Below are 17071 nucleotides of genomic sequence, written 5' to 3'. Positions count from 1 at the left end.
TATTACTTCTAGCTTTTAACTAAGCTATTATTTTTCAATTAAATAAACCGAATCTTCATTGTCATGCTCTTTCCAGTTTACTTTTACTTTTTCATTATTTATAACATCTACCTGTCGCCCTCTATAATTTGGCTGAATAGGTAAATGTCTGCTAAAACGTCTATCAATAAGCGTTAACAGTTCAATTTCATTGGGTCTACCAAAAGACTGTATTGCCGTTAAAGCAGCTCTTATACTACGCCCTGTGTATAAAACATCATCAATAAAAACAATGTTTTTATCTTCTACTAAAAAATTAATTTTTGTGCTATTAGCTTCTAAAGGTTTGTCACTACGTCTAAAATCATCTCTAAAAAACGTAATATCTAAATGCCCTAATTGCACATTTTTAACCTTATAGTCTTCTTTTAAAATTTTAGCTAAACGATCTGCCAAAAACACACCACGTGGTTGTAAACCAATTAAAACGGTGTTAGAGAAATCGTTATGTTTTTCAATAAGCTGACAAGCCAATCGATGAAGAATGATGTTTACCTCTTTTTCGTTAAGTAAAACTTTTTGACTCATATTTAATATCCAAACGTGTTTGGAGTACAAAGGTAATGCAAAAAATTAGAAGTTAAAACCCAAAACTTAATCTTTATTATGGCGCTACCCTATCGGGTCGGGCTATACGCTACAAGTCCTCGCTCGTAGCTCGCTGTGGGCTTTCCTCTACTATCCCTAGCGCATGGTTCGCAGCAGTAGTAATTAATTGTAAACTTTAGGTTTAAGTCCTTTCTTATTAAAAACTAACACATAAAAAAAGCCTTCAATTTCTTGAAGGCTTTAATTTTATAAATGATTAAGAAATATTATTTCCCATCCATTTTATCTTTAAGAGCTTGTAAAGCATCATTAGCATCACCAAGAGTTGGTTTTGCTTCTGCTGCTGCACTTGCTGCTTTTTTAGCTGCTGCTTTTACGTTTTTAATCTCTTCAGCTTTAAATATAGCTGTGTGAGATGCTACAACGCGTTTGAATTCTTTGTTAAATTCAATAACTTTAAATTCAGCTTCCTCACCTTTAGCAAGTTTCTTTCCGTCTTCTTTTTCAAGGTGACGAGAAGGTACAAAAGCAACGATATCTTCGTTAAACTCTACAGTAGCTCCTTTATCAACGATTTCAGAAATAGTAGCTGTATGAACTGTTTCTAAAGCGAACTCAGTTTCATATTTATCCCAAGGATTAACAGTTGTTTGTTTGTGACCTAAAGATAATTTGCGTCCTTCAACATCTAACTCTAATACTACAACATCTAATTTATCGCCAACTGCACAGAACTCAGATGGATGCTTGATTTTCTTAGTCCAAGATAAATCAGAAATGTAAATTAATCCATCAATACCTTCTTCTAATTCAACAAAAACACCAAAGTTTGTAAAGTTACGTACAACACCTGTATGCTTAGAAGCTAATGGGTATTTGCTTGTAATATCTGTCCATGGATCTGTACTTAATTGTTTGATACCAAGAGACATTTTACGATCTTCTCTATCTAAAGTTAAGATTTGTGCTTCAACTTCATCTCCAACAGAAACGAAATCTTGAGCAGAACGTAAATGTGTAGACCAAGACATTTCAGATACGTGAATTAATCCTTCAACACCTTCAGCTACTTCAATAAATGCACCGTAATCTGCGATTACAACTACTTTACCTTTTACTTTATCACCAACTTTCACCTCTTCTGCAAGAGCTTCCCATGGGTGTTTAGATAATTGTTTAAGACCTAATTGGATTCTTGATTTGTTTTCATCAAAATCAAGGATTACAACATTTAATTTTTGATCTAATTCAACAATCTCATTTGGATGGTTGATTCTAGACCAAGATAAATCTGTAATATGAACTAATCCGTCAACACCACCAAGATCAATAAATACACCGTAAGAAGTAATGTTTTTAACAATACCTTCTAGTACTTGACCTTTTTCTAATTGACCAATAATTTCTTTTTTCTGTATTTCAATATCAGCTTCAATTAAAGCTTTATGAGATACTACTACGTTTTTAAATTCATGATTGATTTTCACAACTTTGAATTCCATAGTTTTATTTACGTACTGATCGTAATCTCTAATTGGTTTCACATCAATTTGAGATCCTGGTAAGAATGCTTCAATTCCAAAAACATCTACAATCATACCACCTTTAGTTCTGCATTTTACAAAACCGTTAACGATTTCACCAGTATCATGAGCATTGTTTACACGATCCCATGCTTTAATTACTCTAGCTTTTCTGTGAGATAATACTAATTGTCCTGTTGCATCTTCACGCACGTCAATTAATACTTCTACTTTGTCTCCTACTGCTAAGTTAGGATTGTAACGAAATTCGTTTAAAGAAATAACACCTTCAGATTTAGCGTTAATGTCAATAATAGCATCTCTATCAGAAATGTGAACTACTGTACCTTCAACAACTTCATCATTTAAAGTGTCAACGAAATTTTCAGCTACTAATTTTTCAAATTCTTTAAGTTGTAAATCATCAACTTCATCAATACCTTCTTGGTAATTATGCCAGTTAAAATCTGCTAAGAATTTTTCAGGGTTTGCTTGTGCTTCAGATACTACTGGAGCTTCAACAGTTTTTGCTTCAGTTGCTTCAACTTCAGCTTGTTTTGCTTTTTCAGCCATTTAAATTAATCTTGTAATTATCATAAGAAATCCGTCTTTGCGGAAACGTATGTAATTACGTTTTTGTATTCTGTATGCCTCGGAAGATTTAAGCATTTAACACACAGAAGTGTTATTTATTTTTAGTTTCATTCCTTTTATCTTTCCGACGATTCGCTAAAAGGAGTGCAAAAATACATATTATCGGGTTAATTACCTAAAAATGAATAAATAAAAAGTATTAAATTTTATAGTAAACCCTAACTCCATTTAATTGGGTGTCTACCAAAGGGTAAGATCTTTAACTTAGATTACGCTAAAATTCGAGATTAATTCTACTTATATATTTAAATGCAACTTCAAAACTTTTAAAAATTGTGTATCATTTTTAAAACTATTGTGACTTATTAGAAATGTATGTGTCTTAATTAACAAATAAATACCTTAACTGTTTATTAATATATTAATGATTAAGAAATTTACTATATTGATGGACGCAAATAACATTAAAAAACATTAAATTATGACAATGAAAGCAAAATACCAAGCAGTACTAGATTTAGGAGAAGCCTTAAACATTAAAGATGGTAAAGTAACAGAAGAAAACGGCGTTCTTAAAGTAAAAGGAATGGCTAGTACTCAATATGAAAAAAATCTACTTTGGGATAAAATTAAAGAAATTGGTGGTGCTGAACCTAAAGATATTTTAGCTAATATTACTGTTGAAGACACTAGTGTTTATGCAGTTCATACTGTTGTAAGCGGAGAAACTCTTGGAGGAATCGCTAAAAAATATTACGATAGCGCTTCTAAATATAACGCTATTTTTAAAGCGAATACAGATATTTTAAGCAACCCTGATGTTATTCACCCAGGACAAGAATTAAAAATTCCTAATCTATAATTTAATAGATTTATTATAAAAATTAAAGCGGCAATTGCCGCTTTTTTTTATTCATTATCCTCAATAGTCATTTTAGCTAATTGCAGTATTTTATTAAACTGCTCCTCTAAAGTTAGATTAGAATTATCAATTTCAATAGCATCCTTTGCTTTTGTTAAAGGAGAGTCTTTTCTGTTAGAATCTAAATAATCACGCTCTTCCACATTTTTAAGAACATCGTCATAAACAACATCATCTCCTCTTTCTATTAATTCTTCATAACGTCTAATCGCTCTTTTTTCGGCGGAAGCTGTCATAAATAATTTAAGTTCTGCTTTGGGGAATACCACAGTTCCAATATCGCGCCCATCCATAACAACACCCTTATTGTCTCCTAATTTTTGTTGTTGCTCAACTAATTTATGACGCACTTGAGACACAGCTGCCACTTTACTAACAAAACTAGAAACTTCAAGAGTTCTAATTTCTTTTTCAATATTTACGTCATTTAAATATACTTCGGCAAAACCTAAAGTTTCATTAAAGGCGAAACTTATATTTATTTTTGGTAATTGATAAATAAGCGCTTCTACATTAAAATCGTCCCTACTTATAAGTCCGTTTTGCATGGTATAAAATGTTACTGCTCTATACATAGCTCCTGTATCAACATATACATAACCTAAATGTTTAGCTAACTGTTTGGCAACTGTACTTTTTCCTGTTGATGAAAAACCGTCTATGGCAATGGTAATTTTATTCATTCTAATCTTAAAAATTTAAAGAGCCTAAAGTACTTAAACTGCACTAAAGTGAAAAATACTAATCACTTTAATTATTAAATAAAAAAACATTGAGTAAAACTGAATACTGCTACTGTTTACTGAAAACTATTCTTTACTGTAAATCTATTTGCAAACCAAAAAAGTTTGAATTAGCTGCACTAGTGTATTTAGCATGCGTATAACTAAATCGCATTTTATTCATTTTAATTGAAAATCCGGCAGATATACCTGAAAAATTACGCTGATCTATGATTCGTAACTCTTCTCCTCTTCTAAAATTGTATCCTAATCTTATATTAAATCCGCCTTCTGGAAACAATTCGGCTCCTAAAATAGTATGTCTTATAACTTGACCTAAAAAACCTATTTTTTCTGATGTACTATTACCTCCTAAATCACTAGTAACACGTGCAGGGTTAGGTCTAGCAATTGGCCAATTTTGAAGGTTTTCGAACGTTACATGCCAACGAATAGGTACATTTTCTAAACGTTGAGACATACCAAAAGAAACCTCAAAAGGCAAACGCTCATTCAAATCTGCATACGTTGTTATTTGGGTTCCTAAATTCCTAATTGACAAAGCCGCATGAAAATCTAAATCTTCATCTATATATAATAATCCTAAATCTACAGCAGCACCTAATGAATTGTATTGTTCTAATCTAGAAGTAATTAATTTTGCATTGGCTCCAAAATAAAAATCGGAATATCCTATCTGAAGTGCATATCCAAAAGATAAAGCTGCTTCATTACCCGTAAAAGTGCCTGTAGAATTACCATTTTCGTCATAACCATCAAACGATCCATAGTTTACATAAGTAATTCCTGCGTGAAATGTTTGAGTTCTTCTATCTACAGTATACGCATAAGCAGCAGTACCATAGCTAACACCTCCTAAATAATTTGAGTAATTTATTGCTAACTGATTATCCATCTCTACATTTATAGTAGCCGGATTAAAAAGCGCTTGAGTAACATCGTAATCTACATTAGTTATTACTTTTCCACCTAATGCTGCTTGACGAGGTGACGACACCAAATTAAGAAATTGATAGGTAGCTTCTCCTCCAACTTGTGCTATAACATGTACACTAAATGAAAGGCAAATAAAAGTTGTAATTTTCTTTAACATATAAAACACAAAGTAAGTGAATCTATCTTAAAACGTATGCAAGTTTCTTTTATTTTAAAACATAAAAAAACCTCGAAAATAAAATCGAGGCTTTTTCAGTTTATAAATTTTATAATTTCTTAGCGTTTTTAACTTTTTGATTAGTAAGCGCTAATTTGATAACATCACTCATATCTGTCACATAATGAAACGTTAAGCCTTTTAAGTATTCAGGTTTAATTTCCTCAATATCTCTACGGTTTTCTTCGCACATTAAAATCTCTTTAATTCTAGCGCGTTTAGCAGCCAAAATCTTTTCTTTAATACCTCCAACAGGTAGTACTTTTCCACGAAGTGTTATTTCGCCTGTCATAGCTAAACTTTTCTTAACTTTTTTCTGAGTAAATAATGACACTAATGAGGTTAACATAGTAACACCCGCACTTGGACCATCTTTTGGTGTTGCACCTTCTGGGACGTGAATATGTACCTTATACTTATCAAAAACAGCTATATCTATACCAAATTCATCGGCATTTGCTTTTATGTATTCCATGGCAATGGTAGCAGATTCTTTCATAACCTTACCAAGGTTACCAGTAATAGTTAATCCTCCTTTACCTTTAGAAAGAATAGATTCTATAAATAAAATATCGCCACCAACACGTGTCCAAGCTAACCCTGTAACAACGCCTGCAACATTATTATTTTCATATTTATCGCGTTCTAATTTTGGTCCGCCTAACACTTCTATAACATCATCATTAGATACTTTTATATCGTAATCTTCTTCCATGGCTATATTCTTAGCAGCATAACGTACCATTTTAGCTACTTGTTTTTCTAAACCACGAACACCAGATTCTCTAGTATAACCTTCAACAATTTTCTCTAATTGAGGTTTTGCTATTTTCAAGTGTTTATCGGTTAAACCATGCTCTTTTAACTGTTTTGGTAATAAATGACGCTTTGCAATTTCTACTTTTTCTTCAATTGTATAACCAGAAACATTTATAATTTCCATACGATCTAGTAAAGCTGGTTGTATGGTTGACAAACTATTTGAAGTTGCAATAAACATAACTTTAGAAAGGTCGTAACCCATTTCTAAAAAGTTATCGTAAAACTCGCTATTTTGTTCAGGATCTAAAACCTCTAACATGGCAGAAGAAGGATCGCCTTGATGTGAATTAGATAATTTATCAATTTCATCTAAAACAAATACAGGGTTTGATGTTCCTGCTTTTTTAAGACTCTGAATAATTCGTCCTGGCATCGCACCAATATAGGTTTTTCTATGACCTCGTATTTCGGCTTCATCACGTAAACCACCTAATGAAATACGCACATATTCTCTACCTAAAGCTTCGGCAATAGATTTTCCTAAAGATGTTTTTCCAACTCCCGGAGGGCCGTAAAGACATAAAATAGGAGATTTCATATCATTACGAAGTTTCAATACCGCTAAATATTCGATAATTCTTTTCTTAACATCTTCTAACCCGAAATGATCACGGTTTAAGACTTTCATGGCATGTTTTAGGTCGAATTTATCCGTACTAAACTCATTCCAAGGTAAATCTAAAAACAGCTCTAAATAATTACGTTGAATAGAATACTCTGCCACTTGCGGATTCATGCGTTGCATTTTGGCTATTTCTTTATCAAAATGTTTAGCAACGTCTTCATTCCATTTTTTATCAACAGCACGCGCTTTCATTTCTTCAATTTCTTCATCATGACTTACGCCTCCCAATTCTTCTTGAATGGTTTTCATTTGCTGATGCAAGAAATACTCACGTTGTTGTTGACTCATATCCATCTGTACTTTAGATTGGATATCGTTTTTAAGCTCTAGCTTTTGAAACTCAACATTCATAAACTTAAGCGTTGCTAGTGCACGCTTTTTAAGGTCATCCATTTCTAAAAGCGTCTGTTTTTCATTAACAGACAAATTCATATTAGAAGACACGAAGTTTACTAAAAACGAATTGCTTTCAATATTTTTTATAGCAAAAGAAGCTTCACTAGGAATGTTAGGACTTTCCTTGATTATTTCTAAAGCTAAATCTTTTATAGAGTCTATAATAGCCGTAAACTCCTTGTTTTTAACAGCTGGTCTAGCTTCAGGAATATCTCTAATAGTGGCATTCATATAAGGTTCTTCGGTAAGTACCTCGGCCACCTTAAAGCGTTTTTTACCTTGTATAATAACTGTTACGTTACCATCAGGCATTTTTAAAACACGTAAAATTCTAGCAACAGTTCCTGTTTCATGAATTTCTTTAGCCGTTGGATTTTCAACCGATTCATCCTTTTGCGCCACCACACCTATAACTTTTCCACCTTTATTGGCATCATTTATAAGTTTAATAGATTTATCTCTGCCAGCAGTAATAGGAATTACAACACCAGGAAATAACACCGTATTACGTAATGATAAAATTGGCAGTGTTTCTGGCAATTCTTCATTATTTATTTCTTCTTCATCTTCAGGAGTCATTAACGGAATTAATTCTGAGTTTTCATCAAATTCCTGTAATGACAAACTGTCAAGGGTAGTAAATTTAGATTTCTTCATATATATATTTAAGTCAATGTGTCATTAAAGCACACTAATCTTTTAAGTTTATAATTTACAAAATATTTTAAACACCTAAAAATCAATAAATTAATTCAAGTATAAGATGTTTTACTATTGTATAAATTCAATAGCTATGCCATTATGTAGAATTCAAAAACTAAATGTTAATATTACATTTTCCCAGCTTTCTTCAAAACAAATAATAAAACAATTGGTATTGCCAATAAACCAATCATAAGTAAGTTAGTATTAAATAACCATGGAGATAAAATTAAAGTAATAACATAACCTCCAATAGCGCCACCAAAATGGGCATCATGACCTATGTTACCAATTCTATTTTTCATTCCATAAATTGAGTATAACAAATATCCTATACCAAATATATAGGCAGGAATAGGTATTGGTATAAAAAACATCATTAAACTCATACCTGGTTGTAATAAAATGGCAGAATACAAAACACCTGTAACTGCACCACTAGCACCTACAGCACTATAATGGTATTCATTTTTATAAAAATACAGCGATAATAAATTGCCAAAAAGTAAACTTCCAATATAAATGAATAAAAAACTAACTGTACCTACATAATTCATCACTGTTCCAGCAAAAAAGTATAATGTTAACATATTAAATAACAAATGCTGTGTGTCTGCATGTAAAAACCCTGAACTAAACAAGCGTATTTTTTCACCTCGCTGAACACCACCAACATTAAACTTATATTGATCGAAAAAACCATAGTCATTGAATCCTTTATAGGATATAATAACATTGGCTGCAATAATTATTATTGTAACTAAATCTAAATTCCCCATTACTTAAAAGTTTAATTTCAAATTAGCATATATTTGCTGTTACAAATCTAAAATTAATTCATGCAATTTCTAGCATATATTCTTGTTTATCCGCTTTTGTGGTTAATTTCTATTTTACCCTTTAAAATATTATACTTTGTATCTGATGGTGTCTATATATTACTGTATTACATTATTGGATATAGAAAAAAAGTAGTTACCAATAATTTAAAGCTTGTTTTTCCTGAAAAGACCGAAAAAGAAATAACAATTATTAGAAAAAAATTCTATCATCATTTATGTGATATGTTTTTAGAAATGGCAAAAACCATGACAATTTCTAGAAAACAACTAAAAAAACGATTTGTAATAAAAAACCCAGAAGAACTTAAACGATTAGAATCTTTAGATAAAAGTGTTTTATTAATGTATGGCCACTACGCCAGTTGGGAATGGTCGGTTGAACTTCAAAATTACGCTACATATAAAGGATTAGGTGTATACAAACAATTAGCAAATAAGTATTTTGACAAATTGGTTAGGGATATTCGTTCTAAATTTGGTACCACACTAATAAGCACAAAAGAAACTATTAGCACCATAAATCAAAATGAAACAAATGGTATAAAAAGCGTTGTGGCTTTTTTAAGCGATCAATCTCCAAGACTAACTAAAGAAGGATACTGGTCTAATTTTATGGGCATTGAAGTACCGTGTTTTACTGGTGCAGAAAGATTAGCAAAAAAGTTAGATTTAACTATTGCTTACCTAAAGGTTACCAAAGTAAAACGTGGACACTATGAAGCTGAAATTATGACGCTTGCTGAAAATTCAAATGATTATAAAGATTACGAGCTTACAGATATGTTTTTACGTGAAGTAGAGAAACAAATATATGAAGCACCCGAATTTTACTTCTGGACTCATAAACGTTGGAAACACAAAGGAAAAAAATAAAATATTTTATAACTATCTAAAAACAACAAAGCAATCTTGTAACAAGATTGCTTTGTTGTTTTTATTTACTAAATAGTTTTAAATTTTAGCTATTGCTCCAATTTCTTCAATAAACTTATCAGCTAAATCATCTGCTTCATTTTGAGATTTTGCTTCTGTATATATTCTAATAATTGGCTCTGTATTACTTTTACGTAAATGTACCCAACTTTCAGAAAAATCTATTTTAACTCCATCAATGGTTGTTAGTTGTTCATTTTTATAACGTGTTTCCATCGCTTTTAAAATACCATCAACATCTAATCCTGGTGTTAATTGTATTTTCTTTTTGCTCATAAAATAGTTAGGGTAGGTTTTTCTAAGTTCACTAACACTCATTCTTTTATCTGCTAATAAACTTAAAAATAGAGCAACTCCAACAAGAGCATCACGACCGTAATGAGAATCAGGATAAATAATACCTCCGTTACCTTCACCACCAATTACAACATTATTTTTTTTCATGAGCTTAACCACATTCACTTCGCCTACAGCGCTAGCTTCATAAGTACCTCCATGTTTTTCTGTAACATCGCGTAAAGCTCTCGTAGAACTCATATTACTTACGGTATTTCCTGGAGTTCTACTCAATACATAATCGGCACAAGCCACTAGTGTATATTCTTCACCAAACATCTCACCGTTTTCATCCATAAATGCTAAACGATCGACATCAGGATCTACTACAATACCAAAATCGGCATTATGTTTTTTTACTTCCTCCGATAAATCAGTTAAATGCTCTTTTAATGGTTCTGGGTTGTGTGGAAAATGCCCGTTTGGTTCACAATATAATTTAATAACATCTACTCCTAAACGTTCTAACAATAAAGGAATAGCAATACCTCCTGTAGAATTAACACCATCTACTACAACTTTAAAACGAGCAGCTTCAATAGCTTTTACTGTTACCAATGGCAAATCTAAGACCTCTATAATATGTAAATCTATATAAGCTTTATTCTTTGTTATCTTTCCTAAGCTATCAACTTCGGCAAAATTCATAGCATCACTTTCTGCTATTTCTAAAATTTTAGCACCTTCATCTCCATCTAAAAATTCACCTTTGGCATTTAATAATTTTAAAGCATTCCATTGTTTTGGATTATGACTTGCTGTTAATATAATACCGCCATCGGCATGCTCCATAGGAACAGCTACTTCTACAGTTGGCGTTGTAGAAAGGCCTAAATCAACTACATCTATTCCTAAACCAATTAAAGTATTCATAACTAAATTCTGTATCATCTTACCCGAAATACGCGCATCTCTACCAACAACTACTTTGTAATTCTCTTTATCTCGCTGTTGTTTAACCCATACACCATAGGCCGATGCAAATTTAACCGCATCAATAGGTGTCAGATTCTCTCCTACCTGTCCGCCAATAGTTCCTCTAATTCCTGAAATTGATTTTATTAATGTCATAGTCTTTTTTTAGTTTAAAAAACAAATATAGTATTTCAAACTTGTATTTGTCAATTCGTTATTCGTAAATTTCACAAATGAATTATTTAGCACACATTTACCTTTCTGGAGACAATGATTTAGTTACTATTGGCAACTTTATTGCAGATGGCATCAAAGGAAAAGATTATAAAAAATATTCCAAAGACATCCAAATTGGTATTTTATTACATAGAAATATCGACACTTTTACAGATGCTCATAAAACCGTTAGAAAAAGCACGAAGCGTTTGCATGAAAAATACGGACATTATTCTGGTGTCATTGTTGATATTCTTTATGATCATTTTTTAGCTAAAAATTGGAGTAAATATAGCGACATACCTTTGGAAGCTTATGTTAATACTTTTTATGATTCACTTGAAGAATATTATGACATTCTACCTTTACGAATTCAAAAAATGACACCCTTTATGATAACAGATAATTGGCTACTAAGTTATGCCTCTATTGAAGGTATTTCTAGAGTTTTAGACGGTATGAATAGGCGAACAAAAAATCGTTCTGGCATGAATGAAGCCATACAAGAATTAGAAGAATTTTATAATGAATTTGAAAATGAATTTACCATGTTCTTTGATGAGTTAATTACTTTTTCCAAACAAAAACTGGAAGAACACACCTTAAGTTTACTTTAAAGTTGTTTAGATAGAATTCATTTTTATAAGATTAAGTACAAAGTCAGATACCGATAATCGAGAAGGATATAACACCCATCGTTTTTTATCGTTTTTACTTCATTAATCAACTAATAATTAATATTTTAGAACCGCATTAATTATTTATGCAATAGCCCTTTAATCAGAATCATGTCCATCAAACCAAAGAAAATATTAAAAATAGCTATAGGTGTTATTATCTTTTTCACTTTACCAAGCTTTCTTTTTTTTGGTTTTCTTTATTTTAAATACAATGAAGATTTACCTGCTGGTATAGAAGGTGAACAAGCAGATGCATTGGCAAATAAAATGCTAGATGCATTAAACTATGAAGCTTATAAAAACACAGATTATATTGAGTGGACTTTTAAAAAGCGTCATCATTATAAATGGGACAAAACTAAAAACATCTGTGAAGTATATTGGAAAGAGCACAAAGTAAACCTTGACCTAAAAAACTATGCAAACAGCAAAGTTTATATTCATGGTTTTATAATTGAAAGCGAATTAAGAGAAGAATTAATAGAAAAAGCTATAAACTACTTTAATAATGATTCTTTTTGGTTGGTTGCTCCTTATAAGGTTTTTGATGATGGTGTTGAGCGCAGATTAGTTAATTTAGAAAATAATGATGAAGCCTTACTAGTTACCTACAAAACTGGCGGCTCTACACCTGGAGATTCATACTTATGGTTATTAGATAAAACAGGTAAACCTAATGCTTTCAAGATATGGGCATCCATATTACCCATTGACGGTTTAGAAGCATCTTGGATAAATTGGACTACCTTAGATAATGGCATACAATTACCTACGTTTCATAAACTACTATTTTTAGGGTTAGAGATTACTGATATTAAAATTTCAAGTTAACCTTTAATTGCTTCCTTTTAAATATCAAAAAAATTAACGGTATATAAATCAACATATATGCATCAATAAATTGAAAAACACTATTTTTCCAATTGTTTCTAACCTGTAGCTATAAATTTTCCCCAATAATATTTAGAGGTTATAATAATCATTAATAAATTTTCAAATTCTTAATAATTATTATTAAACTTAGCAATCATCAAAGTATTTTTTAATATGAAATAATTTTATTTTTTATTAAAATTTCGTAATTTTATAAAATTGGTCGTCGTACAATAGTAACACCGCAATATTTATATACTTATTAAATTGCATGTTATATCTAAATAAGCTATCGTTATTTATAATAGCTGAAATTTTAGAATTATTTTCAACTAAATATTAATCTTAAAACTAAAAAAATGAAACAAAAATTACTTTTACTCATATTACCAATCTTGCTTTTTACAGCAACAACAGAAGCTCAAATTAAATATTGGGATTTTGGAGGTAAAGATTTAGGTGCTGGTTATGACAACGCTATGCCTGTTGAATATCTAAATGCTTTATCGGCTAAACTTCGTAATATAAATTGGGTTGACGCTGGAGGTGTTCCTGCAGTTAATTTTGCTGATGGAACAGGATATGCTCCAAAAGCAGGTTATCAAAATGAAAACGGAGAAAGTGTACAATCAATTTATGATGCTACTTTTGATCCTGTTTATGCAAGTATGTCTAAATTTCAAGTTGGTTCTGGTAAAGATGATGGCAATGGTGGAATCTATATTAGTGGTTCTAGTGTTTACACAAAACCAAACAACCTTCCTGATTTAGATGGTACAACTAACATGGGCTTTATGAAAGATAGTAATAGTGATCGTATAATCACAATAAATAAAGATATAACTCGCTATGATGAACGAGTAGATTTACCGGACCCTGTAGATCTTAACGAATTTGCTGGATGTATCCAATTTACTACTCCTGGTGAAAAAAGATGGGATAGATCTGGTGGTCGTGGGTTTTCAATGACTTTAGCTGCTGGTGAATATTTAACAGTTGTTGGTTCTGGTCAATATACAGATATTGAAGGTGATGGTACTCGAGGTTTTTCAACTGGAACTTTCCAATTTGCAACTTATGGAGGTACAGGAGTACCTGTAGATATTACTGATGCTGGTACTGGTTCAGGAAGCTCTACAGGACCAATTGATGGTACTGATACTGGTGATGAATCTGTAAGAGTTATGGAGTTTCAAGCTGTTGATGCTGGACCATACATTTTAAGAAACCGTGGTGGAAAAATTAGAATATACAGAATGTATGTAAGTTCTACTTCTATCAAAAGTTCTGTAGAAGCACTTTTAAGTGTAGATGATAAAAATTTAAAATCACAAACACAAGTACGTGCTGTTAACAACAGAATTTATGTGTCAAATGTAAATTCTCAAACCGAAGTAAAAATTTATAGTATTACTGGAGCTTTAGTTAAGTCATTTAAAACTAATGAGGATACTAATTTTACTTTTAAATCTGGTCTTTGGATTGCTACTGTTAAAAATGCAGAAGGTGAAAAATCAGTAAAATTACTTACTAGATAATAATTTAAAAATTATAATTTTTAAAGGGTGTGTATTATAAAATACACACCCTTTTTTATTACATGAATTTCTGTTTAGCATAAAGACTGCATCAACAAATTAAAAGTTGATAATGGTTATCAATATTAAGTTTACAAAATTGGTCGCCGCTCAAAAATTACACAGTTTTATTATTCATTTACCAATATTGCATTTTACACTTTACAATTCAGACACAAACTAATTTATAAACTATTACAATTATATGCATAAACGTTTTTCAGGTGTTGTAGTACCCATGATAACACCAATAAATAAAGATTTCACTGTAGATATTGACGCTGTAAAAAGGCTTGTAACTTTATTTGCAGAAAACAATATACATCCGCTTGTTTTAGGAACTACAGGTGAATCTAGCTCTATAAATGAAATCGAAAGTTTTAGATTGGTTAAAGCCGCTGTAGATTCTAAGGGAGAAAACCAATGTATTTATGCAGGTTTAGTAGGTAATCAGGTTGGTGATTTAATTAATCGTGGTAATACATATATAGAAATTGGAGCCGATTGTGTTGTTGCTACACTTCCCTCCTATTACGGACTTACCCCAGAGCAAATGACTTCTTTTTACAAAACACTTGCTGACAAAATATCTGGACCAATAATGATGTATAACATTACAGCAACTACTCAAATGTCTATTCCATTAAATGTGGTAGAGAACCTATCTACACATCAAAACATATGGGGACTAAAAGATTCTGAACGTGATGAATATCGCATGAAAACGTTTATAAACTTATATAAAGAAAATGAAAACTTCTCTTTTTTCTGTGGTTGGGGCGCTCAAAGTGCTGGTAGTTTAAAACTAGGTGCCGATGGTATTGTTCCTAGTACTGGAAATTATGTGCCAGAAATGTATAAAGCGCTCTATGATGCTGCTCTAAAGAAAGACTGGAATAATTGTGATAGGTTACAAGATGAAACTGATGTAATTGCACAAAAATATCAAAAAGATAAAACCTTAGGACAATCATTAGCCGTTTTAAAGTCGCTAATGAACAAAAAAGGAATATGTAATAAAACCATGATGCCACCATTAACCGAGGTGGATTAATAAATACCAACTAAACTAAATTATTATGCTAAACATTCATTGGATTGATATTGTTATTGTAATTATTTCTGTTGCCTTTACTTTAGGAGCAGGTTTTTACTTTGCAAATCGACAAAAAAGTTCCGATCAATATTTCTCAGGAAGTAAAACTATACCAGCTTGGGCAATTGGAATTTCAATATTTGCAACTTTAATAAGTAGTGTTACATTTTTAGCATATCCAGCAGCGGCTTACAAATCTAACTGGATTTTACTCGTTCAAGGTTTAATGGTGCCTATTGTATTAATTGGGTTAATTTGGGTTATTGTCCCACTGTTCCGAAAAGTTATCAGATTAAGTACCTATGAATATTTCGAGCGTCGTTTTAGCGTATTTGCAAGAATGTACAGCTCTGTCGCCTTTATTTTAACGCATTTTTCAAAAATGGGAACCGTTTTATATTTGGTAAGTTTAGCTTTAGCAACACTTACAGGTATAGATGTTACTACCTTTATTTTATTTTTAACAGTAATCATTATAATTCTAACATTATTAGGCGGCATGGAAGCTGTTATTTGGATGGATGTTATTCAAGGTTTTTTACTTATTGGAGGCGGATTATTATGTATAGGCATTTTATTATTTAATTCTGAAGGAGGCGCTGGACATATGATAAGTGAAGCCGTTTCAATGAAAAAAATAGATTTCGGACCTTATGATTTTAGTTTTTCAGAATTAACCTTTTGGGTACTGGTTATTAATGGAGCATTTTATGCTTTACAGAAATATGGCACCGATCAAACCATTGTGCAACGCTACTTAACTGCCAAGAATGATAAAGATGCTAAAAAAGCAGCCTATATTGGTGTTTTAGCAAGTGTTCCTGTTTGGGGATTGTTTATGCTAATAGGATCATTATTATTTGTATTTTACAATACAGGAGGCGCGACTTTACCAGAAGGTATGAAAGTAGACCAAGTATTTACATATTTTATTGGAACAGAATTACCTATTGGAGCCGTAGGCTTAGTACTAGCTGCTTTAATTGCAGCAGCAGTTTCTAGTTTAGATTCTGATATGAATTGTTTAGCAGCAATTGGTGTCGAAGATTTTTATCAGCGTTTCAACCCTAATTGTACAGATAAACAACGACTAATTGTTGGGCGTTTATTGGTGTTATTTGCTGGAGTTTCTATGGCAGGTGTCGCATTATTATATGCTGCGTGGAGCGGACAAGGTGTATTAGGTGTCGTTTTTAAATTATATGCCATTTTCTCAGCCGGTATTGTTGGAATTTTTCTTTTAGGACTATTCTCAAAACGAGCTAACAAACAAGGTTTGCATATTGGTATTGCTACTTGTATCATTTTTACAGCTTATGCCATATTAACAACAACAAAAATTGGAGATGCGTTAATATTAGATTTAGGTGATTATAATTTTCCACATCATAAATACATGCTAGGTGTTTATAGCCACCTGATTGTATTAGTCGTTGGTTATTTTGCTAGTTTCCTGTTCAAATCTGAAGAAGTAAAAGACGAATTAACCATCTACGGATATTTCAAATTAAAAGAAAAAGAATCATAACATACAA

The 17071-nt window shown here is 31.6% G+C and carries 14 protein-coding genes; 7 read left to right on the top strand and 7 right to left on the bottom strand.

What is annotated here, in order from left to right:
• Positions 1 to 27: 27 nt before the first annotated feature.
• The gene (pyrR, locus tag ACH5TX_RS18040; protein WP_439340891.1) at positions 28 to 567 is read right to left on the bottom strand and encodes a bifunctional pyr operon transcriptional regulator/uracil phosphoribosyltransferase PyrR; all 540 of its coding nucleotides are present in this window, start codon (positions 565 to 567) and stop codon (positions 28 to 30) included.
• Positions 568 to 854: 287 nt separating this feature from the next.
• Positions 855 to 2684: a 30S ribosomal protein S1 gene (gene rpsA, locus ACH5TX_RS18035; protein WP_439340890.1), complete on the bottom strand. Its 1830-nt coding sequence runs from the start codon at positions 2682 to 2684 to the stop codon at positions 855 to 857.
• 502 nt (positions 2685 to 3186) lie between these two features.
• Here rpsA and ACH5TX_RS18030 point away from each other — a divergent pair.
• Positions 3187 to 3567, top strand: a complete 381-nt coding sequence (locus tag ACH5TX_RS18030; protein ID WP_439340889.1) for a LysM peptidoglycan-binding domain-containing protein — start codon at positions 3187 to 3189, stop codon at positions 3565 to 3567.
• Between the two features lie 47 nt (positions 3568 to 3614).
• On the opposite strand, the gene cmk is transcribed toward ACH5TX_RS18030, so the two are convergent.
• From cmk to ACH5TX_RS18010, 4 genes are all read right to left on the bottom strand, one after another.
• A complete protein-coding gene (gene cmk, locus ACH5TX_RS18025) occupies positions 3615 to 4310 on the bottom strand; it encodes a (d)CMP kinase (protein WP_439340888.1) in 696 nt (231 codons plus the stop codon).
• A gap of 133 nt (positions 4311 to 4443) precedes the next feature.
• Positions 4444 to 5463, bottom strand: coding sequence for a type IX secretion system protein PorQ (gene porQ / locus ACH5TX_RS18020; protein WP_439340887.1), 1020 nt, complete (start codon positions 5461 to 5463; stop codon positions 4444 to 4446).
• Between the two features lie 109 nt (positions 5464 to 5572).
• Positions 5573 to 8023 carry an endopeptidase La gene (gene lon, locus ACH5TX_RS18015; RefSeq protein ID WP_439340886.1) on the bottom strand — a complete coding sequence of 817 codons (2451 nt, stop codon included), beginning with the start codon at positions 8021 to 8023 and terminating at the stop codon, positions 5573 to 5575.
• 173 nt (positions 8024 to 8196) lie between these two features.
• The gene (locus ACH5TX_RS18010; RefSeq protein ID WP_439340885.1) at positions 8197 to 8847 is read right to left on the bottom strand and encodes a rhomboid family intramembrane serine protease; all 651 of its coding nucleotides are present in this window, start codon (positions 8845 to 8847) and stop codon (positions 8197 to 8199) included.
• Positions 8848 to 8907: 60 nt separating this feature from the next.
• On the opposite strand from ACH5TX_RS18010, the gene ACH5TX_RS18005 reads away from it, so the two are divergent.
• On the top strand, positions 8908 to 9783 hold the full coding sequence (locus ACH5TX_RS18005; protein ID WP_439340884.1) for a lysophospholipid acyltransferase family protein: 876 nt from the start codon (positions 8908 to 8910) through the stop codon (positions 9781 to 9783).
• 78 nt (positions 9784 to 9861) lie between these two features.
• Here the strand turns inward: ACH5TX_RS18005 and glmM are convergent, their stop codons facing one another.
• Positions 9862 to 11250, bottom strand: coding sequence for a phosphoglucosamine mutase (gene glmM / locus ACH5TX_RS18000; RefSeq protein ID WP_439340883.1), 1389 nt, complete (start codon positions 11248 to 11250; stop codon positions 9862 to 9864).
• Positions 11251 to 11327: 77 nt separating this feature from the next.
• Between glmM and ACH5TX_RS17995 the strand changes: the two genes are divergently transcribed.
• The 5 genes from ACH5TX_RS17995 (at position 11328) to ACH5TX_RS17975 (ending at position 17064) form a co-directional block, all read left to right on the top strand.
• On the top strand, positions 11328 to 11927 hold the full coding sequence (locus ACH5TX_RS17995) for an acyl carrier protein phosphodiesterase (protein WP_439340882.1): 600 nt from the start codon (positions 11328 to 11330) through the stop codon (positions 11925 to 11927).
• Between the two features lie 171 nt (positions 11928 to 12098).
• Positions 12099 to 12821, top strand: a complete 723-nt coding sequence (locus ACH5TX_RS17990) for a hypothetical protein (protein WP_439340881.1) — start codon at positions 12099 to 12101, stop codon at positions 12819 to 12821.
• 401 nt (positions 12822 to 13222) lie between these two features.
• Complete coding sequence (locus ACH5TX_RS17985) at positions 13223 to 14401, top strand: T9SS type A sorting domain-containing protein (RefSeq protein ID WP_439340880.1); 1179 nt, start codon at positions 13223 to 13225, stop codon at positions 14399 to 14401.
• Between the two features lie 244 nt (positions 14402 to 14645).
• Positions 14646 to 15494, top strand: coding sequence for a dihydrodipicolinate synthase family protein (locus ACH5TX_RS17980; RefSeq protein WP_439340879.1), 849 nt, complete (start codon positions 14646 to 14648; stop codon positions 15492 to 15494).
• A gap of 25 nt (positions 15495 to 15519) precedes the next feature.
• Positions 15520 to 17064, top strand: coding sequence for a sodium:solute symporter family protein (locus ACH5TX_RS17975; protein ID WP_439340878.1), 1545 nt, complete (start codon positions 15520 to 15522; stop codon positions 17062 to 17064).
• Positions 17065 to 17071: the final 7 nt, after the last annotated feature.

The organism is Thalassobellus citreus, from assembly GCF_044385915.1.
GTDB lineage: Bacteria > Bacteroidota > Bacteroidia > Flavobacteriales > Flavobacteriaceae > Thalassobellus > Thalassobellus citreus.
This window is presented reverse-complemented; position numbering and strand designations above follow the sequence as displayed.

Coding starts and splice junctions, on each gene's coding strand:
- glmM (WP_439340883.1), bottom strand. CDS start 11,250: ATGACATTAATAAAATCAATTTCAGGAATTAGAGGAACTATTGGCGGA.
- ACH5TX_RS17980 (WP_439340879.1), top strand. CDS start 14,646: ATGCATAAACGTTTTTCAGGTGTTGTAGTACCCATGATAACACCAATA.
- ACH5TX_RS17985 (WP_439340880.1), top strand. CDS start 13,223: ATGAAACAAAAATTACTTTTACTCATATTACCAATCTTGCTTTTTACA.
- ACH5TX_RS17975 (WP_439340878.1), top strand. CDS start 15,520: ATGCTAAACATTCATTGGATTGATATTGTTATTGTAATTATTTCTGTT.
- ACH5TX_RS17990 (WP_439340881.1), top strand. CDS start 12,099: ATGTCCATCAAACCAAAGAAAATATTAAAAATAGCTATAGGTGTTATT.
- ACH5TX_RS18005 (WP_439340884.1), top strand. CDS start 8,908: ATGCAATTTCTAGCATATATTCTTGTTTATCCGCTTTTGTGGTTAATT.
- lon (WP_439340886.1), bottom strand. CDS start 8,023: ATGAAGAAATCTAAATTTACTACCCTTGACAGTTTGTCATTACAGGAA.
- cmk (WP_439340888.1), bottom strand. CDS start 4,310: ATGAATAAAATTACCATTGCCATAGACGGTTTTTCATCAACAGGAAAA.
- porQ (WP_439340887.1), bottom strand. CDS start 5,463: ATGTTAAAGAAAATTACAACTTTTATTTGCCTTTCATTTAGTGTACAT.
- rpsA (WP_439340890.1), bottom strand. CDS start 2,684: ATGGCTGAAAAAGCAAAACAAGCTGAAGTTGAAGCAACTGAAGCAAAA.
- ACH5TX_RS18030 (WP_439340889.1), top strand. CDS start 3,187: ATGACAATGAAAGCAAAATACCAAGCAGTACTAGATTTAGGAGAAGCC.
- ACH5TX_RS18010 (WP_439340885.1), bottom strand. CDS start 8,847: ATGGGGAATTTAGATTTAGTTACAATAATAATTATTGCAGCCAATGTT.
- pyrR (WP_439340891.1), bottom strand. CDS start 567: ATGAGTCAAAAAGTTTTACTTAACGAAAAAGAGGTAAACATCATTCTT.
- ACH5TX_RS17995 (WP_439340882.1), top strand. CDS start 11,328: ATGAATTATTTAGCACACATTTACCTTTCTGGAGACAATGATTTAGTT.